Origin of the sequence: Brachybacterium tyrofermentans, assembly GCF_014897585.1 — a bacterium.
GTDB lineage: Bacteria > Actinomycetota > Actinomycetes > Actinomycetales > Dermabacteraceae > Brachybacterium > Brachybacterium tyrofermentans.
The window spans coordinates 1-23716 of record NZ_JABUXW010000011.1; the positions used below are offsets into that span (position 1 = coordinate 1).

General features: G+C 69.4%; 20 protein-coding genes. 16 read left to right on the forward strand and 4 right to left on the reverse strand.

From position 1 onward, the window contains the following. Window positions 1-247: 247 nt before the first annotated feature. On the reverse strand, window positions 248-949 hold the full coding sequence (locus INT49_RS09435) for a TetR/AcrR family transcriptional regulator (RefSeq protein ID WP_193117488.1): 702 nt from the start codon (window positions 947-949) through the stop codon (window positions 248-250). 178 nt (window positions 950-1127) lie between these two features. On the opposite strand from INT49_RS09435, the gene INT49_RS09440 reads away from it, so the two are divergent. The 3 genes from INT49_RS09440 (at window position 1128) to INT49_RS09450 (ending at window position 4533) form a co-directional block, all read left to right on the forward strand. Beyond that, window positions 1128-2561: a sulfatase-like hydrolase/transferase gene (locus INT49_RS09440; protein ID WP_193117489.1), complete on the forward strand. Its 1434-nt coding sequence runs from the start codon at window positions 1128-1130 to the stop codon at window positions 2559-2561. 92 nt (window positions 2562-2653) lie between these two features. Beyond that, window positions 2654-3406 (forward strand): ZIP family metal transporter, encoded by a 753-nt coding sequence (locus tag INT49_RS09445; protein ID WP_193117490.1) that lies wholly within the window; start codon window positions 2654-2656, stop codon window positions 3404-3406. A 167-nt stretch (window positions 3407-3573) separates the two neighbouring features. After that, window positions 3574-4533, forward strand: coding sequence for an endonuclease/exonuclease/phosphatase family protein (locus tag INT49_RS09450; protein ID WP_193117491.1), 960 nt, complete (start codon window positions 3574-3576; stop codon window positions 4531-4533). A gap of 16 nt (window positions 4534-4549) precedes the next feature. Here INT49_RS09450 and INT49_RS09455 read toward each other — a convergent pair whose 3' ends face one another. Beyond that, a complete protein-coding gene (locus INT49_RS09455; RefSeq protein WP_226850174.1) occupies window positions 4550-6073 on the reverse strand; it encodes a DUF1846 domain-containing protein in 1524 nt (507 codons plus the stop codon). 535 nt (window positions 6074-6608) lie between these two features. Between INT49_RS09455 and INT49_RS09460 the strand changes: the two genes are divergently transcribed. From INT49_RS09460 to INT49_RS09485, 6 genes are all read left to right on the forward strand, one after another. Next, a complete protein-coding gene (locus tag INT49_RS09460; protein WP_226850128.1) occupies window positions 6609-7907 on the forward strand; it encodes a sugar ABC transporter substrate-binding protein in 1299 nt (432 codons plus the stop codon). Window positions 7908-7927: 20 nt separating this feature from the next. Continuing rightward, window positions 7928-8875 carry a carbohydrate ABC transporter permease gene (locus tag INT49_RS09465; RefSeq protein WP_193117493.1) on the forward strand — a complete coding sequence of 316 codons (948 nt, stop codon included), beginning with the start codon at window positions 7928-7930 and terminating at the stop codon, window positions 8873-8875. A gap of 4 nt (window positions 8876-8879) precedes the next feature. Beyond that, on the forward strand, window positions 8880-9755 hold the full coding sequence (locus INT49_RS09470; protein ID WP_193117494.1) for a carbohydrate ABC transporter permease: 876 nt from the start codon (window positions 8880-8882) through the stop codon (window positions 9753-9755). A 101-nt stretch (window positions 9756-9856) separates the two neighbouring features. After that, window positions 9857-10660: a ThuA domain-containing protein gene (locus INT49_RS09475; RefSeq protein WP_193117495.1), complete on the forward strand. Its 804-nt coding sequence runs from the start codon at window positions 9857-9859 to the stop codon at window positions 10658-10660. Continuing rightward, window positions 10657-11796 (forward strand): Gfo/Idh/MocA family protein, encoded by a 1140-nt coding sequence (locus INT49_RS09480; RefSeq protein ID WP_193117496.1) that lies wholly within the window; start codon window positions 10657-10659, stop codon window positions 11794-11796. Before INT49_RS09475 ends, INT49_RS09480 begins: the two co-directional genes overlap by 4 nt. Window positions 11797-11828: 32 nt before the next feature. After that, entirely contained in the window at window positions 11829-12809 is a 981-nt protein-coding gene (locus INT49_RS09485; RefSeq protein ID WP_193117497.1) for a LacI family DNA-binding transcriptional regulator, read from the forward strand. 27 nt (window positions 12810-12836) lie between these two features. On the opposite strand, the gene INT49_RS09490 is transcribed toward INT49_RS09485, so the two are convergent. Further along, window positions 12837-13358 carry a hypothetical protein gene (locus tag INT49_RS09490; RefSeq protein ID WP_193117498.1) on the reverse strand — a complete coding sequence of 174 codons (522 nt, stop codon included), beginning with the start codon at window positions 13356-13358 and terminating at the stop codon, window positions 12837-12839. A gap of 317 nt (window positions 13359-13675) precedes the next feature. Between INT49_RS09490 and INT49_RS09495 the strand changes: the two genes are divergently transcribed. Genes INT49_RS09495 through INT49_RS09515 form a run of 5 tightly spaced genes read left to right on the forward strand, consistent with a single transcriptional unit; the run spans window position 13676 to window position 19872 of the window. Then, window positions 13676-14902 (forward strand): peroxidase-related enzyme, encoded by a 1227-nt coding sequence (locus INT49_RS09495; protein WP_193117499.1) that lies wholly within the window; start codon window positions 13676-13678, stop codon window positions 14900-14902. A 47-nt stretch (window positions 14903-14949) separates the two neighbouring features. Beyond that, on the forward strand, window positions 14950-16035 hold the full coding sequence (locus tag INT49_RS09500) for an ABC transporter substrate-binding protein (protein WP_193117500.1): 1086 nt from the start codon (window positions 14950-14952) through the stop codon (window positions 16033-16035). Beyond that, complete coding sequence (locus INT49_RS09505; RefSeq protein ID WP_193117501.1) at window positions 16032-17117, forward strand: FecCD family ABC transporter permease; 1086 nt, start codon at window positions 16032-16034, stop codon at window positions 17115-17117. The genes INT49_RS09500 and INT49_RS09505 overlap by 4 nt, the downstream gene beginning before the upstream one ends. Next, on the forward strand, window positions 17114-17971 hold the full coding sequence (locus tag INT49_RS09510; RefSeq protein ID WP_193117502.1) for an ABC transporter ATP-binding protein: 858 nt from the start codon (window positions 17114-17116) through the stop codon (window positions 17969-17971). The genes INT49_RS09505 and INT49_RS09510 overlap by 4 nt, the downstream gene beginning before the upstream one ends. After that, window positions 17968-19872: an FAD/NAD(P)-binding protein gene (locus INT49_RS09515; protein ID WP_193117503.1), complete on the forward strand. Its 1905-nt coding sequence runs from the start codon at window positions 17968-17970 to the stop codon at window positions 19870-19872. The genes INT49_RS09510 and INT49_RS09515 overlap by 4 nt, the downstream gene beginning before the upstream one ends. A 12-nt stretch (window positions 19873-19884) precedes the next feature. Here the strand turns inward: INT49_RS09515 and INT49_RS09520 are convergent, their stop codons facing one another. Continuing rightward, a complete protein-coding gene (locus INT49_RS09520; RefSeq protein WP_193117504.1) occupies window positions 19885-20622 on the reverse strand; it encodes an MgtC/SapB family protein in 738 nt (245 codons plus the stop codon). Between the two features lie 251 nt (window positions 20623-20873). Between INT49_RS09520 and INT49_RS09525 the strand changes: the two genes are divergently transcribed. Continuing rightward, window positions 20874-22697: an ABC transporter substrate-binding protein gene (locus tag INT49_RS09525; protein WP_193117505.1), complete on the forward strand. Its 1824-nt coding sequence runs from the start codon at window positions 20874-20876 to the stop codon at window positions 22695-22697. An 8-nt stretch (window positions 22698-22705) separates the two neighbouring features. Further along, window positions 22706-23716, forward strand: a complete 1011-nt coding sequence (locus INT49_RS09530) for an ABC transporter permease (RefSeq protein WP_193117506.1) — start codon at window positions 22706-22708, stop codon at window positions 23714-23716.

Here is a 23716-nt window from a genome sequence, read left to right on the forward strand (position 1 = left end):
CGGGGACGCTCTCGACATGCTGCTCCAGGCTCCTATTAGGTCACGCCCGATCCGGCGGCAGTGCTTACTGCGTGCCCGGCCGGGCGGTCGACAGATCAACGCTAAGGCACCCTGCGGGCCAGTCATAAGCAAGGGTCAGACCGCGTCGGCCGGGACTACCCCATCCTCGCGGGATCGGGTAGATAGAGACTGACAGTCATGGTGAGTCCTTCGTGGTCCGGGTGCGAGTGATGTCGGGTGCAGCGATTCAGGCGTGGTCGCCCGTGCCGTCGGTGGTGGGAGTTGCGGTGATGCCGGCGACCAGCGCACGGATGGCCCAGGTGGTGCGCTGGCTCGGCGTGCCCGAGATGACCGTCTCGGCGCGCACGGCGAGGTGAGGGGTCACCTGCGGATCGGCCGACGCGACGGCTGCGGCCAACGCGTTCTCATCGTCCGCTTCGCGCTCGTCACCTCCGATGTCCTTCGGCGCAGGCGGGCTGTGCTCGGCGGCCGAGGACGTGACGTACTGCAGCAGCAGGTCCACACCCCAGGCCGCTCGGCTCGGAGCGATCGAGCCTTCCAGCAGCAGGCCCAGGAGCTGGTCGTACAGCCGCAGGGCATAGGGGCCGGTCGGGCGCAGCATCAGTGCGGACCGGGCCAGGCCCGGGTAGGCGTACAGCACCTCGGAGTACCCGGCGAGCAGCGACTCGAGCCGGGTTCGCCAGTCCCCGTGTGCACCGGGTGCCAGCGTCCCGATCAGCTCGTCCAGGACGGCTGAGTGCAGGTCTGCGGTGTTCGCGACGTACACGTACAGCGACGCAGGGCCCGTGTCGAGGGCTTTCGCGACGCGTCGCATCGTCGCTTTCTCCAAACCCTCGCGACGCATGATCTCGATCGTCTCCGCGACGGCCCACTCGCGGGACAGGGCGGGCTTGGCCGGGCGCTCTCGTCGGCTGTTGTTCAGTGTCATGCACCCACTGTCACGAACATGTTCGCGACGAACATGATCGGGTGATGTGGTGCCGGACTCCTGAGCGGCCGATCACCCGATCGCCTGATCGACGGAGGGGCTGACCGGGGCGGCCAGGGTGTGATGCACTGCAGGAGGAGACCGTACCGCCGCTCCCTCCCCATCGAACGGATCAGTCGTGACCGCACCGAACATCCTCCTGCTGTGCACCGACCAGCAGCGATATGACGCCCTGGGCGCGGCGGGCAATCCCCACATCAGCACCCCGAACCTCGACCGGCTGGCCGGTGACGGGGCGCGCTTCACCCGCTGCTACACGCAGTCGACGGTATGCGCCCCATCGCGCGCGAGCCTCATGACAGGGGTCTACCCGCGCCACCACGGCCTGTGGGCCAACGGAGTGGATCTCGACCCTGCCCAGCAGCTGTTCACGAAGGTCCTCGCCGACGGCGGGTACGACTGCGCCCTGGCGGGGAAGTTCCATCTCGGATCCGCCTTCGGAGGCCGGATCGAACCGCGCCTGGACGACGGGTTCCGGATCTTCCGCTGGGCCCACGACCCCTACGTGCGATCCCCGGGGAACGAGTACCACCACTGGTTGCGCCGCACCCATCCTGAGCTGCACGAGCAGGCCGTGGTGCGGAGGGAGCGCTCGATCGACGCCCTCCCGCAGGAGGCCCACTACAGCCGCTGGATCGCCGAGGAGACCATCGAGTTCCTCACCGAGACCCGCGATGCGGATCGACCGTTCTGCATGATCGCGAACTTCTTCGACCCCCATCACGGGTTCGAGGCACCGTCGGAATTCCGTGCCCTGTACGACGCCGGCTCCCTTCCCGCCCCGGTCACCACGCCGGACGAGCTCGCCACGAAGCCCCCGGTGCACACCCTGGAATCGCAGCGGTCCTACGCCGGGCAGATGGCCGGCTTCGCGGAGCACACTGCGGCGCAGATCCAGGAGATCAAGGCCCAGTACTACGCGATGGTCAGCCTCGTGGACCACGAGGTGGGACGGGTGCTCGACGCGCTCGAGCGCGAGGGTCTAGCGGAGGAGACCCTGGTGGTGTTCTCCAGCGACCACGGCGAGATGCTCGGTGATCACCAGATGCTCCTCAAGGGCCCCATGATGTTCGACTGCTCCGTGCGGGTGCCCCTGCTGATCCGCTGGCCCGGCCATATCGCCCCGGGCACCGTCCGGGAGGAGCTCGTGGACTGGCTGGACCTCACCCGCACACTCATGGCCGCTGCCGGGAGCGACGGCCTCGTCCGAGCCCAGGGCCGTGACCTGATGCCGCTGGTGAGCGGACAGGACTGGGAGGACCGGGACTGGATCCTCACCGAGTACCGGGACAGCTGCTGGGAGTACGACCCGCCGGTGCACTGCACGATGGTGCGGCGCGCCGACGTGAAGATCGTCGTGCACCACGGGTCACCGGCCACCGCGCGAGAGCGCACCGGTGAGCTCTACGACCTCGAGGCCGATCCCGACGAGCTCGTGAACCTGTGGGATCTGCCGGAGCATCGCGAGCTGCGCGCGGACATGGAGGGCTTCCTGCTCGATGCCCTGGTCGCGACGGAGATGCGGGAGCGGCCGCGCCTCGCCCCGTTCTGAGGAGACGGTCCGCGGCTCTCGCGGTGGGGCACGATGATCCGCGGGTCTAAGGTCGGGGTCACACACCCCACGCTGCCGGCGAAGGAGACACCATGGCCCCCTGGGTGCTTGCCCTGCTCGCCGGACTCGTCGCCGGCGGCGCGCTGCTGCTGGGCAGCGCGATCGCCTGGTTCGTGAAGGTCCCGCCGGCCGTGGTCGCCGGGATCATGGCCTTCGGTGCCGGGGTGCTGATCTCCGCGCTCACCCTCGAGCTCGTCTCCGACGCCATGGATCAGGGCGGGCTGCTGGCCACGAGCGGCGGGTTCCTTGCCGGGGCCGTCATCTACGTGGGCTTGAACATTCTGCTGGCCCGCCGCGGCGCCCGGCACCGCAAGCGCTCCGGGGACCAGCAGACCTCCGAAGGTGAACAGAGCGGCAGCGGGGGAGCGATCGCGATCGGCGCCCTGCTCGACGGCGTCCCCGAATCCATGGTGCTCGGGCTGAGCGTGCTCGCCGGGCCAGGATTGAGCGTGCCGATGTTCGCCGCCGTGTTCATCTCCAACGTCCCCGAGGGCCTGTCCAGCAGCGCCGGCTGGAAGACGGCCGGCCGCAGCCGCCGCTATGTGTTCGGGATCTGGAGCACGATCGCGCTGGTCTCCGGGCTCGCCTCGCTGGCCGGCTACGTGCTGCTGGACGGGGCGGCGCCGGCCACTCTCGCCGTCGTCAACGCCCTGGCGGCCGGGGCGATCCTCGCCATGATCACCGACACCATGATCCCCGAGGCCTTCGCGAAGGACTCCCTGTACACCGGGCTCCTCGCGACGCTCGGTTTCCTCGCGGCGCTGACGCTGCACGCGATGGGGTGAACCGCCCGGCTCGAGGTCATGACCCTGGCCTGAGAATGACCGGTCGGCGATGACCGGCTCCCGGCGGATCCGTGAACATCCGCCGCTGAACGGGCAGAACGTCGGTTGCGACGTCGTGGGGTCCCTAGGGTGATCGCGGCCCTTTCCCTGATCCCAGGAGCATCTCCATGTCCTCGTCGTTGAACCGTCGCACTCTGTTCGCCACGACGGTGGCGGTCGGCACAGCTGCCGCAGCCGCCGCTGCCCTCGCCGCACCGGCGTCGGCCGCGCCCGCTCGTCCCTCCGGCGCAGGAGGCGGCCGGGCTCTGATCGGCAGGGCGAAGCGCGATCAGCTGCACGTGATGACCTTCAACATCCGCATGGAGAACGAGGCGAACACGGAGCCCGGCGAGCCGGACCACTGGTCGGACCGCGAGCCGCTCCTCATCGCACTGCTCGAGCGGGAGCAGCCCACCCTGCTGGGCATCCAGGAGGGCAAGCACGGGCAGCTCGGCGCGATCGACGAGGCGCTGCCGAGGCACCGGATGGTCGGCTACGGGCGCCAGGGCGGCAGCAAGGACGAGTACTCGGCGATCTACTACGACACCACCCGCCTCGAGGTGCTGTCCTGGGACCAGTTCTGGCTGTCCGATACTCCCGACGAGATCGGCTCCGCCACCTGGGGCAACAGCGTCACGCGGATCGTGGTGTGGGCGCGGCTGCGCGATAAGGCCAGCGGCACCGAGTTCGCGTTCATCAACACCCACTTCGATCATCAGTCCGAGCCCGCGCGCATCAAGAGCGGCGAGGCGATGATCGACCTGTTCGAGGGCGGCGAGCTCGACGAGCTGCCCACGATCGTCACCGGCGACTTCAACTCGGTGGCCCACGATTCCGGCGCGTACACGACGCTGGTCACCGACGGTCCCACGCGCGACACCTGGGACGTCGCGGAGGAGCAGGTGACCCCGGCGTGGGGCACCTTCCCCGGCTACGACGACCCGGTCGACGGCGGTACCCGCATCGACTGGGTGCTGGTCACCGAGGAGTTCACCACCGACAAGGCCGCGATCAACGTCTGGCGCGACGAGGTGGGCGCCTACCCGTCGGACCACGCCCCGGTGCAGGCGCTGATCTCCCTGCCCTGAGGCGACCCGGCGCGGATCAGCGCTTGTGGTAGAGCGACTTCCGCTGGAAGCGGGGCTCCGAGGTCACGAAGATCCCGAGATTGCGGAAGATGTCCTCGTCCACGGTGCCCAGGATGGTCGTGGTGTGCACATCGCAGCCGGAGAGGTTCCGCAGCTCGTCCAGCGCACGCCGGGCGTGCTCGTCGGAGGAGGCGGAGACGGACAGGGCGATGAGCACCTCGTCGGTGTGCAGACGCGGATTGCGCGAGCCCAGGTGCTCCGTCTTGAGGGTCTGGATCGGTTCGATCGAGCTGGGGGAGAGCAGGTGCACGGTGTCGTCGATCCCGGCCAGGTGCTTCAGCGCGTTGAGGACCATCGCGGCCGAGCAGCCCAGCAGGGGTGAGGTCTTCCCGGTGATGATGGTGCCGTCGTGCAGCTGGAGCGCGGAGCCCGGCTCTTCGGTGGCCTCCTCGATCGCGAGCGCGGGGCCCACGACGGACCGGTCCTCGACCCGGCAGCCGGCCTTGCTCATCACCATGGCCACGCGCTGGGAGACCACGTCGTCGTGGTCGTTGATGCGCTCGTCCACAGCGGCCTTGTAGTAGCGCCGGATGATCTCCTGCCGCGAGGCCTCGCGGCACACCTCGTCGTTCACGATGCAGTTCCCGGCCATGTTCACACCCATGTCCGTGGGGGAGGCGTAGGGCGAGGCGCCGGTGAGCTTCTCCAGCAGCGTGCGCAGCAGCGGGAACACCTCGACGTCGCGGTTGTAGCTGGTGACCTGCTTGCCGTAGGCGGCCAGGTGGAACGGGTCGATGAGGTTGATGTCGTCCAGATCCGCGGTGGCGGACTCATAGGCGAGGTTCACCGGATGCTCGAGCGGGAGGTTCCAGATCGGGAAGGTCTCGAACTTCGCGTAGCCGGCCGGGATCCCCCGGGCGTGGTCGTGATAGATCTGCGAGAGGCACGTGGCGAGCTTGCCCGAGCCCGGCCCCGGCGCCGTCACCACGATGAGGTCGCGCTGGGTGGTCGAGTACTCGTTCGCGCCGAGCCCCTGCTCGGAGACGATCCGGGCGGTGTCCTGCGGGTAGCCGGGGATCACGCCGTGGCGGGCCACCTTCAGCCCCAGCCGCTGCAGGCGCTCGATGAAGGCGTGGGCGACGTGGTTGGACTGCTCGAGCTGGGTGAGCACGACGTTCTCGACCAGGAAGCCGTGCTCGCGGAAGACGTCGATGAGGCGCAGCACGTCGTCCTCGTAGGTGATGCCCAGATCGGCGCGCACCTTCTGGCGCTCGAGGTCCTTGGCGTTCAGGCACACCAGGATCTCCAGCTCGTCCTTGAGCCTCTCGAGCATCGCGATCTTGTTGTCCGGGGTGAAGCCGGGCAGCACCCGTGCGGCATGGTGGTCGTCGAAGAGCTTGCCGCCCATCTCGAGGTACAGCTTGCCGCCGATCTGCTCGCGGCGCTCCTGGATGTGGCGCGACTGCAGTGCGATGTACTGCTCCGGGTCGAAGCCGACGCTCCCGCCTCCGCGGCCCTCCGGGGTGGAGGAGGTGGACAGGGCGGGAGGGTGAGATTCCGAGACGGTCACCCTGGCACGCTAGCACCGAAGGGTGCCGGCGCAGCGGCGGCGCGGCCCGTCTGTGAGGGGAGCCGCCCGCGCCGGCCGGGACGCCTTCGCCGGGGCCGACGCGAGAATCCGGTCCGAGGCGGCGCCGGCCCGTCCGGCCCGTGCGAGGTCAGACGTCAGCGCCCTGTCGGACAACAGGTGGACAGCGGGCTGGTCCTGCGGGCGCGGCATGGTCCGCAGGAGTGTGCAATACGAATCGATGATTCGTTATCCCCGGGGGCCTGCGGGTGGACCCGCGCCGGCCTGCAGGAACCGTCGGAGGTCGGCAGGCGCTCCTCGACGGCGGCGGGCGTGGTCGTGATCAGGCCCTTGCGCAGGCGTGGATGCTCGGACATGATGGCGGACACCGCAGTGCGCGGGGCCGCCAGTGTCGGCGCTCCGCCTCGCATTCGACCCCCACTGAGCACGACCGCCCCACTGCTCCCCAGAATCGATTCGAATCGATCTGCACTTGAGAAGAGAGACGATGATGTCCCATCAGCCGCGTGCCCGCACTTCCGCCGCCTCCGTCCGCGTTCCCAGCTCGGAGTCGGGCTTCCGCCCCTCCCGGCGTACTCTCGGCGCACTCGCCGCAGTGCCGGGGCTTTTGAGCCTCGCCGCCTGCGGCGGATCAGGCGGCGGCTCCTCCTCCGGGGATCCCGACAGCATCCGGGTGGTCGACTACTACAACACCCCGGCCGATGACAAGGTCATCCAGGAGACCCTCGACGCCGTGGGCTCTGAGGTCGGGGTGAGCATCGCCCGGGAGAAGGTTCCCGGTGAACAGCTCATCGCGAAGGTCCTCCAGATGAGCTCGTCCAAGACGCTCCCGGACCTGCTCATGCTGGACAACCCGGATCTGCAGGAGATCGCCAGCTCCGGGGCGCTCGTCCCGCTCGAGGACTTCGGGATCGACACCTCCGGCTTCGCGAAGGAGATCCTGGAGGCCGGGACGTTCGAGGGAAAGGTCTATGGACTGGCCCCGACGGTCAACACGATCGCGCTGTTCTACAACACCACGATGCTCAAGGAGGCCGGCGTCGAGCCGCCCACCACCTGGGACGAGCTCAAGGCGTCGGCCAAGGCCCTCACCCATGACGACGTCTACGGCCTCGCGTTCTCGGCTATCGCCACCTATGAAGGCACGTGGCAGTTCCTGCCGTTCATGTGGTCCAACGGTGGCGATGAGACTGATATCGGCACCCCGGAGGTGGCCGAGGCCGCGCAGCTGTGGTCGGATCTCGTGGCCGATGGCTCCGCGTCCCAGGGCGTCGTGAACTGGGGTCAGGGCGATGCGATCGACCAGTTCAAGGCTGGCAAGGCCGCGATGGTGGTGAACGGGCCCTGGAACATCGTCGGTCTCCAGACCGATGCCCCGGACCTCGAGTGGGATGTGGTGATCATCCCGGTGCCCGCAGCGGGTGACGCCTCCGTGGCACCGCTGGGCGGCGAGGTCTGGACAATCCCACAGACCGGTGACGACGCGAAGCAGAAGAAGGCTGCCGAGGTGCTGCAGAAGTTCGTCTCTCCCGAGAACCAGATGGCGATGGGCACTGCGCGCAACACGATCCCTGCCGATATGGAGGCTGCGAAGACGTTCGCCCAGGACCACCCGGAGCTGGCGACCTTCGTCGAGCAGGTCTCCACCGCCCGTTCCCGCACCGGGAAGCTGGGCACGGAGTGGCCCGCCACAGCGAAGGCGATCTACACCGCCTACCAGCAGGTGCTCGTGGACGGCACCGATCCGCAGACCGCCTTCGCCGACGCCGCCGACTCGCTCGGCTGAGCGCCCGCTCCGAGATCGCCATGACCACTACCACTGACGCCGCCGTCCCTGCGGCCCATGCCCCTCCCCGGCGGCGCCGTCGGATGGACGGCTCCGCCGCGGTGCGCTACGGCTTCATCGCCCCCGCCGCGATCTATCTGGCGCTGTTCTTCGGATTCCCCATCGTCAAGAACTTCACGATGAGCTTCCAGGAGTACACCTCCGCGACGTTCTTCAGCGGGGAGGCGCCATTCGTCGGCCTCGCGAACTATGCGGCGGTGTTCGCCGATCCGATCTTCGCCAAGGCACTCGCGAACACGGCGATCTTCACCGTCGTCTCGATCGCCGGTCAGTTCGTGATCGGGATGGGGCTTGCTCTGTTCTTCCGCAAGAGCTTCCCGCTGTCCGGTCTGCTGCGTTCGATGCTGCTCCTGCCGTGGCTGCTGCCGATGATCGTCTCGGCGGCCGTATGGCGCTGGATCCTCGAGCAGGACAGCGGGATCCTCAACCAGTCCCTCAAGGCGATCGGCCTCATCTCCGCACCGATCCCGTGGCTCACCAGCTCTGATACGGCTCTGATCGCGGTGGTGATGGTGAACATCTGGCTCGGCATCCCGTTCAACGTGGTGCTCCTGTACAGCGGGCTGCAGGCGATCCCCACGGAGCTCTACGAAGCGGCGGAGATCGACGGTGCCACCGGGTGGTCCTCATTCCGGTTCGTCACCTTGCCGCTGCTGCGACCCGTCGTCTCCGTGGTGCTCCTGCTCGGGGTGATCTACACGATCAAGGTCCTGGACCTGATCCTGGGACTGACCGGCGGCGGACCCGCGAACGCCACCCAGACCATCGCGACCCGCAGCTATGAGATGAGCTTCATCGAGTTCGATTTCGGGCAGGGCGCTGCACTGGGCAACGTGCTCATCGTCATCGCGCTGCTGTTCTCGGTGGTCTATCTGCGCGCCAACTCCCGCGCGATGAAGGAGGGATGAGGCCATGACGACGACCCTCGAGCACAGGCCCGGGACGGCGCCATCGCGACACCGTCCCGTCCTCTCCCGCAATTCCCCGACCCGGCGCGGACTGCGCACCGCCCTCGGGATCGTGTTCATCGCAATCATGCTGTTCCCCATCTACTGGATGGTCAACGCTTCGCTCGCCCCCGGCGGGAACACGTTGAACGCCCAGCTGCTGCCGTTGAACCCGGACTTCAGCGGTTATGCCAGCGCCATCAGCGACCAGGGGCAGAACCTCGTCACCTCGCTGATCGTCGCCGTCGGCGCGGCGATCCTGTCGCTGGTGATCGCGACCCCGTGCGCCTACGCGCTGGCGCAGTTCCCCATCCGGGGCAGCGGCGTGGTGCTGTTCGTGGTCCTCATCGCACAGATGATCCCCGGCATCGTGATCGCGAACGCGCTGTACACGGCCTACAACACGGTGGGTCTGCTCAACACGATCCCCGGGTTGATCCTGGCCGACGCCACCGCCGGTATCCCGTTCTCGATCCTCATCATCCGTGCGTTCATGGAATCCTTCCCGAAGGAGATCGTCGAGGCCGCGCACATCGATGGCTGCGGCCACGTGCGGGCGTTCTGGTCGATCGTGCTCCCGGTGAGCATCAACTCGCTGATCACCGCCGGGATCTTCTCGTTCCTCTTCGCCTGGAGCGACTTCCTCATGGCGCTGACCCTCACCACCGGCGAAACGATCCGTCCTGTCACGCTGGGCCTCTACAACTACATCGGCACCAACGACACCGATTGGAGCTCTGTGATGGCCACGGCCGTCATCGCTTCGGTGCCCGCGGTGGCGCTGATGATCGCCGCTCAGAAGTACATCGCTGCCGGAGCTACCGGCGGCGCCGTCAAATGAGAAATCGATCCCTCTGACCACGGCGCCACCACGCCCCGCATCACCCCACCCTCCGCACTCCCTGTCATCGACTGACCCCACCCCTCGGAAGGACCTGTTCCATGGCTCTCGAGCCCACCACCCCGCTGCGCGTCACCGTCTGGGGCGAGAACCGCCACGAGCAGCGCGACCAGCGCGTGCGCGACCACTATCCCGAGGGCATGCACTCCGCCATCCGTGCCGGCATCGTCGAGAACCTCGGGGACGACGTCACCACTCACATCGCACTGCTGGATGATCCTGAGCACGGGCTCACGGAGGAGGTCCTCGCCCGGACCGACGTGCTCACCTGGTGGGGTCACATGGCCCACGACGAGGTCTCCGACGAAGTCGCCGAACGCGTCCAGAAGCACGTGCTCGCCGGCATGGGCCTGGTGGTGCTGCACTCCGGGCACTGGTCCAAGCCGTTCACCCGATTGATGGGCACCACCTGCACGCTGCGCTGGCGCAACGAGGCCGATCGCGAGCTGGTGTGGACCGTGAACCCCAGTCATCCGATCGCCGAGGGCGTGCCCCACCCGATCGTCATCCCCGAGCAGGAGATGTACGGCGAGCACTTCGACATCCCCGTGCCCGACGAGCTGGTGTTCGTCTCGTCCTTCAGCGGGGGAGAGGTGTTCCGCTCGGGCTGCGCCTTCCGCCGCGGCAAGGGCAAGATCTTCTACTTCAGCCCCGGGGACCAGGACTACCCCGTCTACCAGCACACCGACGTGCGCCGGGTGGTCGCCAACGGCGTGAGCTGGGCACGCCCGGCCGCCGGCGACCGCGAGGTGCCCTTCCTGGACCGCTACGAGACCGACTGGTTCCTCACCGGCTCCGGCGGTCAGGGCCTGGGCGACGCCGAGGCGGCGGGCAAGAGCGCATGAGCGCCACAGCATCGAACCTCGCAGCACAGACTCCCGTGAAGGTCGTCGTGGTCGGCGCCGGCGGCATGGGCAGGGCGTGGATCGGCACCGTGCTGCGCAGCGCCGACGCCCAGCTCGTCGGGGTGGTCGACGTGATCGACGGCGCTGCACGCAGTGCGGTCCAGGAGGTCGTGCCCGCCGATCTCCGCACCGGGATCGCCACGGGCACCGATACGGTCACCGTCGCCCGGGAGGCCGGGGCCGAGGCCGTGATCGACGTGACGATCCCCGCCGCCCATCACGCCGTCACGGCCGATTCGCTCCACGCCGGGTTCCCGGTGCTGGGGGAGAAGCCCTGCGCGGCGACCCTTGCCGAGGCCGTCTCCCTGGCGGGGCACGCCGAGGCGACGGGGAAGCTGTTCATGGTCTCCCAGTCCCGTCGCAACAATCCTCATCTGCACGAGACGAGGCGGCTCGCCGACGAGCTCGGCGGCGCCGGAATCGTGGACACCCGGTTCTACAAGGCACCCCGCTTCGGCGGGTTCCGGGACGAGATGGACCATCCCCTGATCGTCGACATGGCGATCCATGCCTTCGACGCCGGGCGGGTGCTGCTGGACGGCAACCCCGTCTCCGTCACCGCCAGCTCCTACAACCCCCCGTGGAGCTGGTACGCCGGGGACGCCGCGGCGACCGTCGCGATCACCTATGACACCGGGGCGGTCCACACCTTCTCCGGATCCTGGGCCGCTCCCGGCGGCGAGACCAGCTGGAACGGCGACTGGCTGCTGAGCTGCGCGAACGGCTCGGTGAGCTGGGACGGGGAGACGCCTCCCGCCGCCAACCCCGAGGACGGCGAGGAGATCGCTGGACGCAACCCCGCCGCCGACGAGCTCTGGGAACTCGACGCCTCCCTGGCCGGCTTCTGCGCCGCCCTGCGCGGCGGGGACGTCCCCGCCTCCGAGGTGCACGGGAACGTGTGGACCCAGGCGATCGTCGAGGCCGCGGTGCGCGCCGCGGACACGGGACGCCGAGTGGACCTCGCCGAGATCCTCGACGAGGCTCTCGAGAGCGCCCGCGTCCTGGATGTCGCCGATGGGCGCAGCCAGGCCCTGACCGCATGGAAGACTGGGACTTCTGGTCTGACCGCCGCGTGAGCGGTGGCCCGAAGGAAGGGTAGGGGGTGGCGGTGAGGAAGAAAGCACCGACGAGCCAGGACGTCGCCCGACTGGCCGGGGTCTCCCAGTCCACGGTGAGCTACGTGCTCACCGGATCCCGCCCCATCTCCGAGGCCACCAGGGCCCGGGTCGAGGACGCCATCGAGAAGCTCGGCTACCACCCCAACTCCGGGGCCCGCACCCTGCGCTCCCAGCGCAGCGGCGTGATCGGTCTGATGGTCCCGGAGGCGGAGTCCGATGATGGCGTGCTCATGGTGTTCATCGGCGCGATCGCCCGCGAGGCCCGCCGTTACGGCTACGACATCCTGCTGGTCACCGCCCAGGAAGGGGCGCAGGGCATACGCCGTGTGGTGCGCACAGGGGTGTGCGAGGCGCTGATCCTCATGGAGCTGGGACGGCACGACGAACGGGTGGCCCCGGTGATCGAGTCGGGGCTGCCCTTCGTGACCATCGGCAAGCCCGACGAGTTCCCGCAGGGCTCTGTCGTGGACCTCGACTTCGAGATGCTGGGCGGGATGATCGTCGAGCGCGCCGTCGAGGAGCAGTGCGACCGTCTGCTCCTGTTCGGCGAGCCCGGGCGCAAGCGCTCCCGCAACGACGTCGCCCGCTTCCTTGCCGGGGTGGAGGACGCCGCCTCGGAGGAGGGCCTCGAGGTCGTGCTGGACGCTGTCCCGCTGGCCGACGTGCCGGACCAGGCGCTGCGCCTGACCCTCCCGAACCAGCGCACCGCACTGTTCGGCATCACCGGCGTGCGCCAGGTGCTGTTCGCGATGGCGGCGACCGGCGCCCTCGTGGACGACACCCGGCTGTTCATCGCCCTCAGCGGCGAGGACCTCGTGGACGTCAGCCCGCTGCTGGCCTCCGTGCCGCAGCTCGACCCCCGACGGATCGAGATCAGCGAGCTCGCCGTCCAGGAGCTCGTCCGGCTGCTGCAGGTCGAGGGTGCCGGTCCCCGCGTCACACTCGTCGAGCCCCGCTGGCTCGAGGGCTGAAGGTCGGCAGTCGGACCACGACGCCCGCTACGCGCGAAGCCGGCTCCGGTCGAGCCTCAGCACGATCCTGCGGACCACGCCGTCGGGATCGATCGTGAGCGCGACGGATGCGGCGCCGTCGCGCCAGGACCCCGTCCGGGGCAATGGTTCGTAGCCCTCCTCCACGAGCGGGGGAGCGGTGACCGAGTCGCGATCGATCGACACGGTCCACTCTTCGATCGCGTCGAGCCTCCCGTTCGGCGCCCCCGGCGAGCCCGTCGAGGCGAGCGACGCGGAGAGCCTGCCGCACCCGATATGCGCAGAGGTACCGAGCAGAGTCAGCGAACTGAGACGGAAGTCTGTGGTGACCTCAGGGGAGATCCAGAAGAGGAGATCCCCGAAGTCGACGGACAGGCTGTGGTCCTGAGGTTCGGTGGCCCTCTCGGTCACCTCGACGGTGAGCTGGCCGTGGCCTCCCCGGTCGACCTCGTCCTGGGGCATCGACTCATCTGCGGAGGAATCTCCCGAGTCGACCGAGAACCTGGCGGCGAGAGGCGCTGGCGATGTCATGGCGCGACTGTAGATGGCGGGCCCCGGACTCTGCGCCGATCTACCGCCAGCCGACTGACCGCCAGCCGGGCGGTCGAGGTTCGAACGCTTGCGGTGACGGACGGTGAACCGGCGACGACGGGGCATTCCGCTGTGAGCGAGCAGGGATCCCGGTCCGTCTCTGGCGACCAGCGCGAACCGGCCCATACTTCCTGCAGATCAGCGCTCTGCAGCAGCAAAAGCCCAGGCCGCAGATGACTGATCGGTCACCAAGCGGGTGACCACTGACACCTCAGCCATCCGCAAAGTTCAACTTGGGTCATGCATAAAATGTCGTCATGTCAGATGCGACCAGCTCTCTCGACGCCCACCAGATCCTTGCCGCTGTCCTCACGGATGCCCCGGAAGCCCGCGAGACGCTCACGGTGCTGCGCCCCGAGGTCCTCGCCCACACCCGTGAGGCCTACGACGCGCTGTACCGCAGCGAGCAACCGTTGCCTGCTGCTGTGCTGCACGCCCTGGCCGCCGTCACCGCGGACTGGCAGGGCAGCGGCCCGCTCGCCCAGTGGCACCGTGCCCAGGGGGCCGACGCACAGCTCACCGCCGCCGATCCGGTCGCCACCGACCTCCGCGGCCCCGACGGCGCGACCCTCGACGCCGCGACGCTCAACGCCCTGCGGGATCACGTCGACCTGCTGTCGATCTCCCCGGCGCTGACCACCCGCGCCGACCAGCAGCGACTGCTCGACGCCGGCGTCAGCTCACCGATCGCCGTGCTCATCAGCCAGCTCGTCTCCTTCGAGAGCTACCTCCAGCGCCTCGTCGCCGGCCTCGCCGCGCTCCATGACCTCGAGGTCCCGTCGGCCGACGCCCCCGTGCGACTGACGCACACCCACGGCCGCGCCGCCGAGCACGGCGGGACCACCGTCACCGGCCGCACCCGCCCGTCTGTCTTCACCCGCGAGCAGCTCCAGTGGGAGCCATGGGTCGAGGTGCCTGCAGAGGACGAGCTCACCGAGCTCCAGCGCGACTCCTTCGCGTCCAAGGCCAGCACCAACAGCGTCTACTTCCGGATGCTCTCGCAGACTCCGGGCATCACGAAGGCCCGCAGCGCCCTGGACAACGCGATCTTCCTGCCGCGGGACGGCGCCCCCAAGGCCGAGCGCGAGCTCGCCGCCGCCGTGACCAGCAAGGTTAACGACTGCATCTACTGCGCCTCCGTGCACGCGAGGAAGTCCGCCGGCTTCTCCAAGCGGCCCGAGGACGTCGACGCCCTGCTCGCCGCCGCTCTCGAGCGTGACGCCGACTGGATCTCTGCGGAGCTCGCCCCTCTGAGCGCCGTGCAGGACGAGCGCTGGAGCGCCGTGGTCACCGCGGCCGCTGAGCTCTCTCGCCCGCGCCCCCTCCTCACGGCCGAGGCGATCCACGCGCTGCGCCGCCTGGAGCTCACCGAACCCCAGATCGCCGACGTGCTCACCGCCGCCGCCTTCTTCGCCTGGGCGAACCGCCTCATGCTCAGCCTCGGGGAGCCCTCGCTGCCCGACGCCGAGCAGGCCGCGGCCTGACCCTCCTGCACCTTCCCCGTCCTCCCCGCTGAACCCCTCGAGGAACCATGACCCCCACGCAACCCGCACTCCGTCGCCGTACCCTGTTCGGCGCCGTTCTCGCCACTGTGCCCGTCCTGGGCCTCGCCGCCTGCGGCGAGGTCACGGTGGAGGGCGATTCCGCCGTGAGCGACGAGGACACCTCGATCACCATCACCGACGACCAGGGCCGCGAGGTCGTGCTGCCCGGCCCCGCGCAGAAAGCCGTGGTGCTGAACAGCTACACCAATGAGTTCGTGCGCGCGATCGGCGCCGGCGACACGGTGGTGGGCGTGGACCGCGCCTCCCTGGATCGCCTGCCGTACCTGCCGCTGGAGGAGAGCCAGGTCATCGCCGAGGGACTGGACCAGCTCAACTACGAGGCGATCGCGAAGCTCTCGCCCGACGTCGTGATCCTGCCCCGCAACGCCGTCTGGCAGGAGGCCGCCGAGCAGCTCGAGCCCTTCGGCATCCCGCTGGTCGTCGCGACCGCCTGGGACACCGAGGTCGTCGACGCCACCATCACGCTGCTCGGCCGGGTGTTCGGGGCCGACGACGGGGCCCGGACGGTGCTCGAGTTCAAGGACGAGATCTCGGGCCTGCTCACCGAGCGCCTCGCGGACGTCGAGCCCGTCCCGGTCTACTTCGAGACCGTCGAGCCGTACCTCACCACCCTGCCCGGCTCCGGCTTCCACGCCATGATCCTCGCCGGCGGCGGCAGCAACATCTTCGACGACGCCTCCGGCGGCGACGCCCAGGAGGAGCTGACCGTCGACCCCAGCGAGGTCGTGCTGCGCGACCCCGAGTTCGTGATCCATGAGTTCGAGCCCTCCGCCGAGCCCGTGGACCGCTTCGAGGACCTCCGCGCCGATCTCGCCGCGCGCCCCGGCTGGAGCGGGATGACCGCCCTCGCCGAGGGGAACGTCGCGGTCGCCAACGGCTGGGCCACCAGCGCGCTGGGCAAGTCGATCGGCGCCCTCTACCTCGGCGCCTGGCTCCATCCCCGGGAGATGGCCGACGTGAAGCCCGATGAGTACCTCACCCGCTGGGTCACCGAGTTCCAGGACACCGAGCTCTCCGACCCGGCCGACTACGTGCAGGGGCCGCAGCCGTGACCGCCACCCTCGAGAAGTCGCCCGCTCCGGCCCCGGCATCGGCTCCCGCCCGCAGCCACGAGCTGCGCAAGCGCCTGGTCCTCGCCGTGGGCCTCGTCGTCTCCGTGCTCGCCCTGATCACCTCGGTGACCATCGGCACCGCCGGCGTGGGCTTCGGCGACGTGCTCCGCTCGATCCAGGTGAGCATCCTCGGCGGGACGATCAGCGCCGACTTCGCCTCCTCCTACGCCGTGATCACCCAGCTGCGCCTGCCCCGCGTGCTGCTCGCCTTCACCGCCGGCGCCGCGCTGTCCGTCTCCGGCGTGCTCATGCAGGGGCTGCTCCGCAACCCGCTGGTCAGCCCCTTCACCCTGGGCGTCTCCCCGGCGGCGGCCTTCGGCGCGGCCCTCGTGATCACCCTCGCCGGCACCAACCAGCTCCCGGCCTGGGCCACGATCGCCGGCGCCATGGTCATGTCGCTCATGGTCTCCGCGCTCGTGCTCGGCATCGCCACCGCCCGCCGCATGGCCATCGCCACGCTGCTGCTGCTCGGCATCGCCATGACCCAGATCTTCGAGGCCCTCACCTCGGCGCTGCAGTTCACCGCGAACGAGAACACCCTGCAGGCGATCATCCGCTGGACCTTCGGCTCGGTGAACGACGCCAGCTGGCAGGACGTGCTCATCGTCGGCGCCGTCACCGTGCTCGCCCTTCCGCTGACGATGTGGTTCTCCAAGGATCTCAACGCCATCGCCTTCGCCGGCGACGACGCCGCCCGCAGCTTCGGCGTCAACGTGGGCCCGCTGCGCGTGGGCCTGATCGCCCTGTCGGTCACCCTCGCCGCGATCGTGGTCAGCTTCTGCGGGATCATCGGTTTCGTGGGTCTCGTCGGCCCGCACATCGCGCGCCTGGCCATCGGCGCCGACCACCGGCATCTGCTGCCCTTCGCGGCGCTCTCCGGCGGGCTGCTCCTGCTGGTCGCCGACGCCGTGGGCCGCACGGTGATCGCCCCCGCGGTGGTGCCCGTCGGGATCGTGGTCGCCTTCATCGGCGGCCCCGTGTTCATCTATCTCATCCTCACGCGAAGGAACACCCTGAAGTGAGCCTCTCCGTCGACCGCCTCTCCTTCTCCTACGGCAAGCGCAGGATCCTCGAGGACATCTCCTTCGAGGTCGCTCCGGGAGCGTTCTGCGCCCTGCTGGGCCCGAACGGGTCCGGGAAGTCAACGCTGGTCAAGGCCATCGCCGGGGTGCACCGGGCCAAGGCCGGCCGGGTCGCCGTCGAGGGCCGGGACACCTCCTCGCTCGGTCGCCGCGAGCTCGCCACAGTCGTCGGCTACGTGCCGCAGGCCGGCGACGCCCCCTTCGACCTCACCGTGCGCGAGGCCGTCATGCTGGGCCGCACCCCGCACTTCGGCATCGCCCCGCGGCAGGAGGACCGGGCGACGGTCGAGGACGCGATCGTGCGCATGGGCCTCACCGACCTCGCCGAGCGCAGCATGTCCGAGCTCTCCGGCGGTCAGGCCCAGCGCGCGCTGATCGCTCGGGCGCTGGCCCAGGAGACCCGCGTGCTACTGCTGGACGAGCCCACCAGCGCGCTCGACCTGCGCTACCAGATCGAGACCCTGCAGCTGGTCCGCCAGATCACCCGCGAGGAGGGCATCAGCGCCCTGATCGCCATCCACGACCTCAACCACGCCGCCCGCTACTGCGACCAGGTGATCGTGCTGCACGACGGTCGCATCACCGCCGACGGCAGCCCCGCCGACGCGCTGCAGGCGCCGACCCTGCGCACGGTCTACGAGGTGGACGTCGAGGTCGGCCTCAGCGACGGCACGGTCGAGGTGCGCCCCCGTGTCGACGAGCACGGCGTCACCCGCACCGGCTCCCGTCTCGACGAGATCGACGCCGACGGATCCGTCCGGGACAGCACCCGAGAACCGGTAGACGCCCGATGACGGCCCCGGAGCGCGGCACCCTCGACGCGATCATCGTCGGCGGGGGACCGCGCGGCGTCGCGACCGTGCTGCGCGCCGCCGCCCGCGCGGAGGCCGACGGTGCTCCGCCGGCACGTCTGGCCGTGATCGACGCGAAGGCCGTGGGCCCCGGCGCCACCTGGCTGATCGACCAGCCGGGGGAGTACCTCAACAACACACAAGCCGACGCCACCACGATCCATCCCGACGAGTCGACGCCGATGAGCGGCCCCGCCGCTCCCGGCCCGGACCTCGTGCAGTGGGCCCGCGCCGTCACCGCCTCCGGCGGACATCCGCGGGGGTCCTGGGTGATCGAGGAGGCCCGCACCCTGGTCGGCGAGAGCTTCCCGAGCCGCCGCCTGCAGGGCGCCTACTTCCGCGACCAGCTCGATGGGGCGATCGCCGCCGGGCACGTCGAGGTCCAGGAGATCCGCGGGCTCGTCGTGGACCTCGAGCGCGACGGACCCGAGACCGTGGTGGTGCTGGCCGACGGGCGACGTCTCGCCGCGCCCACCGTGGTGCTCGCACAGGGGATGGTCCAGGCGCGTCGCACCCCCGAGGTCACGGCCCTGGCCGAGGCGGCGGACCGCCACGGCCTGCGCTACGCCGATCCCGGCATGCCCGCCGAGCGGTGCTACACGGGCCTGCCCGCCGGGAAGAGAGTGCTGGTGCGAGGCCTCGGCGCGAACTTCTTCGACGTGATCGGCCAGCTGGTCGCCGACTGGGGCGGCATCGCCCAGCGCATCCCCGGCGATCCCACCGGCCGTCTGCGCTACCTGCCCAGCGGCCGGGAACCCCGCCTCGTCGTCGGTTCCCGCCGGGGCGTGCCCTACCGGTCCAAGCCCGACGGGGGCCGCGCCGTGCGCCCCTTCACCGCGCGCTGGGCCACCCGTGGATGGTTCGACGAGCTTGCCGAGCGCTCCGACGTGGACTTCGCCGCGGAGGTGTGGCCCGTGCTCTGCCGCGAGTTCGCCCGCGTGTACCTCGAGGCCCTGGCGGAGCACGTGCCCGGCGCGGTCGGTGGACGCTGGCTGAGCGCCCTCGACGCCGCGACCACGCAGCAGGCGGTCGACGCGGTGCTCGAGGCCGCGATCGGCGACCCACGATGGACCTGGACCGTGGAGGAGCTGCACCGCCCCACCTACGGCGAGCAGGTCACCGGCGCGGACTGGGACGCTCAGGTCGCCCGCCTGATCGAGGACGAGCTCGGCTCGCTCTCCGATCCCGCCCACCATCCCCGCGCGGCGGTCAACGGGGCGATGGGCGCGCTGCGCCGGCATGTCGGCCGTCTGACCGGGCTCGGCGCGTTCCACGGCACGTCCCTGGCCCGGGACGTGCTGGGATGGTTCGACGGCGACTCCCTCGCGCTCGCCTCGGGTCCGCCGGCCGATCGGGTGCGCCTGGTCCTCGCCCTGCTCGAGGCCGGGGTGATCGAGCTGCTGGGCCCGGATCTGCAGATCGAGATCGACGAGCGCCGTGGCCGATACCTCGGCAGGTCGCCGATCACCGGCCGCTCCGTGAGCTCGCGCGTGCTCCTGGAGACCCGGATGTCCAAGGGGCGGATCCCGCAGACCGACGACCCACTGCTGAGCGAGCTGCTCCGCAGCGGCCGCGCCCGCATTCACACCGTCGACGGCGTCCCCACCCAGAGCCTCGAGGCCACACGCGCGGAGATCGCGGAGTCCGCGCACGGCGGGCACAACCTGATCGCCGTCGACGGCACGGAGGACCCCTCCGTGATCGTGCTCGGCATCCCCGCGGCGAGCACCCAGCCCGGAAGCGCCATCGGGGCCAGCCCAGGGGTTCCGTCTCCGCTCCTCGGCGGCGCCGACGTCGCCGCGCGGCAGATCATGGCCCGCCGCCTGGCGACCGTGGAGCAGTGACGGGGGAGCAGCTCAGGACCTGCCGCGATCGTCCTCGTCATCGGCGTCCTCCCCACTGGAGCGCAGGGTGACCCGGTCCACGCCGTCCAGCTCCATGAACTGGGGGATCAGGTCGCGCACCGGGGGCCTGCCGTGGAATCGGACGTCCATCACCACGAACCGACGGCCGTCCCGCTCCGTGCGGCGGCTGTGCTCGATCGAGCTGGTGAACCCCATGGCCGTCGCGAGGGCGAGCAGGTCCCGCAGCACCCCGGCGCCGTCGGCGTAGGTGATCCGCAGCAGGCGCTTCGCATCGGGGGAGGGGAGCCTACGCAGCAGCGGCGCGACCACGAACAGCGTCAGCAGATGCAGCGCCGTGAGCAGCACGGCCAGCGAGAGCATCCCGGCGCCGCAGGCCATGCCCACGGCGGCGGCGACCCAGATCGTGGCGGCCGTGGTCAGTCCCCGCACCACGTTGCGGCCCTTGAAGATGACGCCCGCGCCGAGGAAGCCGATGCCGGAGACGATCTGCGCGGCGATGCGTGAAGGGTCCAGGCGCACGTCGTCCCCGAGCACGGCGGCGAAGCCGTAGACCGAGACCAGGGTGAAGGCGCACGAGCCGAGCCCCACGAGCACGTGCGTGCGGAAGCCGGCGGCCTTCTGGCGGAACTGGCGCTCGAGCCCGATCAGCGAGCACAGCACGAAGGCGACCAGGAGCAGCTGGCTCTCCACGAGAGACGTGCTCGTGATCGCGTCGACCAAGGGATCCATGGGTGGCGACTCCGTCCTTCCTGTCGAGGCTCTGACCTGCCCGGGAGGCAGAGATGCCCGGTCGACGACAGACCAGGCGAGAGGGGCTCTGCACCCTTGACGTTTCACACGGTGAAGCAGGTCACAATCGTTATCGGACCGTAACGCCTACCAGTGGATGTTTTCTCGCGGTGGAGGGTTCAATCAGTGTCATGGGTCACTGACGACCCTACGCTCCAAAGGGGGAGCGAGAACAGAGAGGTAGGTCTGCCATGACCGAACTTGGATCCCGTCGACTGCCCGGCGGAACGACCCGCCGCCGCTTCATGGCGGGCACCGGTGCCCTCGGCGGCGCCGCAGCCCTGGCCGCCTGCGGCGGTGCGACCGGCGGTGGAGGACAGAACGGCGGCGGCGGCGAGGAGCTCGTCGGCGTCGGCAACAACGGCATGGCCGGGAAGGGTCGCAGCGGCGACGCCGCAGATCAGCTCTTCATCGCCGGCTTCCAGTGGAGCCCGCCCACCAACTTCAACACCTTCGCCGCCGCGCCCGCGTGGCCTGCGTCCAACAACGTCGCGCAGTACGTCTATGAGACCCTGCTGCGCTTCCACATCGTCTCCGGCGAGCTCCTCCCGGGACTCGCCGCGACGCACGAGGTCACCGGCAACGAGTCCATCACCCTGACGCTCCAGGAGGGCATCACCTGGCACGACGGCTCCGAGTTCACGGCGGACGACGTGCTGTACACCTTCGAGCTGGGCAAGATCGATGAGGGTCTCGGCGTCGCCTCGTTCTGGACCGAGGTCGACGAGATGACCGCGGACGGCAACACCATCAGCATCGCGATCAACAAGGAGCGCAAGAACGTCGGCTCCGTGCTGACCTCGCTCGCCCAGCAGTTCATCGTGCCCAAGGCGGTGTTCGAGAAGGTCGCGAAGGAGACCGACAACAAGATCGCCTCCTGGGAGACCGACACCGCGATCGGCACCGGTCCCTTCAGCCTCGAGCTCGCGGACCAGACCCAGATCATCCTCGCCCGCAACGAGGACTACTGGGGCAAGGACTTCTACAAGGGTCTGCCGCCGATGACGAAGATCATCCACCCGATCTTCAAGTCCAACGAGGACGGCAACCTCAAGTTCCAGAACGGCGAGCTCGACGTCATGCAGCAGTTCGTGCCGCAGATCTGGAAGATGTGGGAGGCGGACAAGCCGGTGGGCACCTACCTGCAGGACAAGCCCTACTTCTCGCCCGGCTCCATGCCGATGTTCATGATCAACACCACCAAGCCCGGTCTCGACGACGTCGAGGTCCGCAAGGCCCTCGCCCATGCCGTGGACTACGGCTCCATCGCCGAGACCGCCATGTCCGGCTACTCCTCCCAGGTGCTCGCCTCGCTCGTCGTCCCGGACGGCGCCGAGGATGCATGGCTGGACCGGGACAAGGCCGAGGCCGATGGCTGGGCCTTCGACGCCGCCAAAGCGGAGGAGATCCTCCAGGCGGCGGGCTATGCCAAGGGCGACGACGGCTTCTACGCCAAGGACGGCGTGAAGCTCGGCCCCTGGAAGCTCATCACCCCGCAGGGCTGGACGGACTGGAACGCGGCGCTCGAGATCGTGGCCAAGAACTTCCAGGCCATCGGGGTGGACGCCTCGACCAACTTCCCGCAGCAGGCCCAGACCTCGACCGCCTTCCAGAACGGCGACTTCGACATGGGCTGCTGGTCGGTGGCCGGCACGAACCCTGCGGCCCCATGGCAGCGATTCAGCGACGTCATGAGCAACGTCGACATGGCACCGCTGGGTCAGACCGCCTACCGCAACTTCGGTCGCTGGGAGAACGACACGGTCAACGATCTCCTGGAGACGGCGGCCGCTGCGCCCGACGACGCCTCCAAGAAGGAGGCGATCACCGCGCTCGACGATCTGTACCGCGCGGAGGTCCCCGCCTTCCCGCTCATGTACCGGCCCGATGAGTTCTTCGAGTTCAACGCCTCGAACTGGTCGAACTGGCCCACCGAGGACAACGACTACGCCCCGCCGATGTTCCGCGGCGCCGGCAACGACTGGCTCTTCAAGCTCAAGAAGATCGGCGGCTGAGGGAACCTGTGAATCTCGGCCGCTACATCGCCCAGAAGACGGTGTGGTACCTGGTCGCGCTGGTGGCAGCAGTAGGTCTGAACTTCCTGCTGCCCCGGCTCGTCCCGGGCAACCCCGTCGATGTCATCGTCTCGAACCTGTCCCGCGGCGGCTCCGTCACCAGCGAGCAGCAGAAGCAGGTCTATGAGAGCTACGTCCAGGAGTTCGGCCTCGACCAGTCCCTCTGGGCGCAGTTCCTCACCTATCTCGGGAAGGTGTTCACCGGTGATCTGGGGACGTCCTTCGCGTACTACCCGGCCTCGGTCAACGACCTCGTGGGCCAGGCGCTGCCCTGGTCGATCGCCGTGCAGCTGCCGGCGATCCTCATCGGCTGGATCCTCGGCAACGTCGTGGGCGCGATCGCGGCGTTCCGCGGCGGCAACTGGGACCGCAGCGTGTTCACCAGCTCGCTGTTCCTCTCCGCCATGCCGTACTACTGCCTCTCGATCCTGCTGCTGTACGGGTTCGCCGTGGTCGCCGGGATCTTCCCGGTCGGCGGGGCGTACTCGCTCGGACTGACACCGGAGTTCAGCCTCTCGTTCATCTGGGATGCCGTCAGCTACTACTGGCTGCCCTTCCTGTCGCTCGTGGTCGTCTTCATCGGCGGCCAGGCCGTGGGCATGCGCTCCATGGCCATCTACGAGCTGGGCGGCGACTACGTGAACTACGCCCGCGCCATGGGCATCCGGGACAACAAGATCACGCAGTACATCTTCCGCAACGCGATGCTCCCGCAGATCACCGGCCTCGCGCTGGCGATCGGCACCCTCGTGGGCGGCGCGCTCATCACCGAGCTCGTCTTCAGCTATCCGGGGGTGGGCACGCTGCTGTTCAACGCGATCTCGGCGAATGACTATCCCGTCATCCAGGCGGTCACGCTGATCATCACCGTGGCCGTGCTGGTGGCGAACTTCGCCGTGGAGATCGTCTACGGCATCGTCGATCCGCGCATCCGCGCGGCCAAGTCCGGGGAGAAGTGA

Coding starts and splice junctions, on each gene's coding strand:
- INT49_RS09435 (WP_193117488.1), bottom strand. CDS start 949: ATGACACTGAACAACAGCCGACGAGAGCGCCCGGCCAAGCCCGCCCTG.
- INT49_RS09445 (WP_193117490.1), top strand. CDS start 2,654: ATGGCCCCCTGGGTGCTTGCCCTGCTCGCCGGACTCGTCGCCGGCGGC.
- INT49_RS09450 (WP_193117491.1), top strand. CDS start 3,574: ATGTCCTCGTCGTTGAACCGTCGCACTCTGTTCGCCACGACGGTGGCG.
- INT49_RS09460 (WP_226850128.1), top strand. CDS start 6,609: ATGATGTCCCATCAGCCGCGTGCCCGCACTTCCGCCGCCTCCGTCCGC.
- INT49_RS09465 (WP_193117493.1), top strand. CDS start 7,928: ATGACCACTACCACTGACGCCGCCGTCCCTGCGGCCCATGCCCCTCCC.
- INT49_RS09470 (WP_193117494.1), top strand. CDS start 8,880: ATGACGACGACCCTCGAGCACAGGCCCGGGACGGCGCCATCGCGACAC.
- INT49_RS09475 (WP_193117495.1), top strand. CDS start 9,857: ATGGCTCTCGAGCCCACCACCCCGCTGCGCGTCACCGTCTGGGGCGAG.
- INT49_RS09480 (WP_193117496.1), top strand. CDS start 10,657: ATGAGCGCCACAGCATCGAACCTCGCAGCACAGACTCCCGTGAAGGTC.
- INT49_RS09490 (WP_193117498.1), bottom strand. CDS start 13,358: ATGACATCGCCAGCGCCTCTCGCCGCCAGGTTCTCGGTCGACTCGGGA.
- INT49_RS09495 (WP_193117499.1), top strand. CDS start 13,676: ATGTCAGATGCGACCAGCTCTCTCGACGCCCACCAGATCCTTGCCGCT.
- INT49_RS09500 (WP_193117500.1), top strand. CDS start 14,950: ATGACCCCCACGCAACCCGCACTCCGTCGCCGTACCCTGTTCGGCGCC.
- INT49_RS09515 (WP_193117503.1), top strand. CDS start 17,968: ATGACGGCCCCGGAGCGCGGCACCCTCGACGCGATCATCGTCGGCGGG.
- INT49_RS09520 (WP_193117504.1), bottom strand. CDS start 20,622: ATGGATCCCTTGGTCGACGCGATCACGAGCACGTCTCTCGTGGAGAGC.
- INT49_RS09525 (WP_193117505.1), top strand. CDS start 20,874: ATGACCGAACTTGGATCCCGTCGACTGCCCGGCGGAACGACCCGCCGC.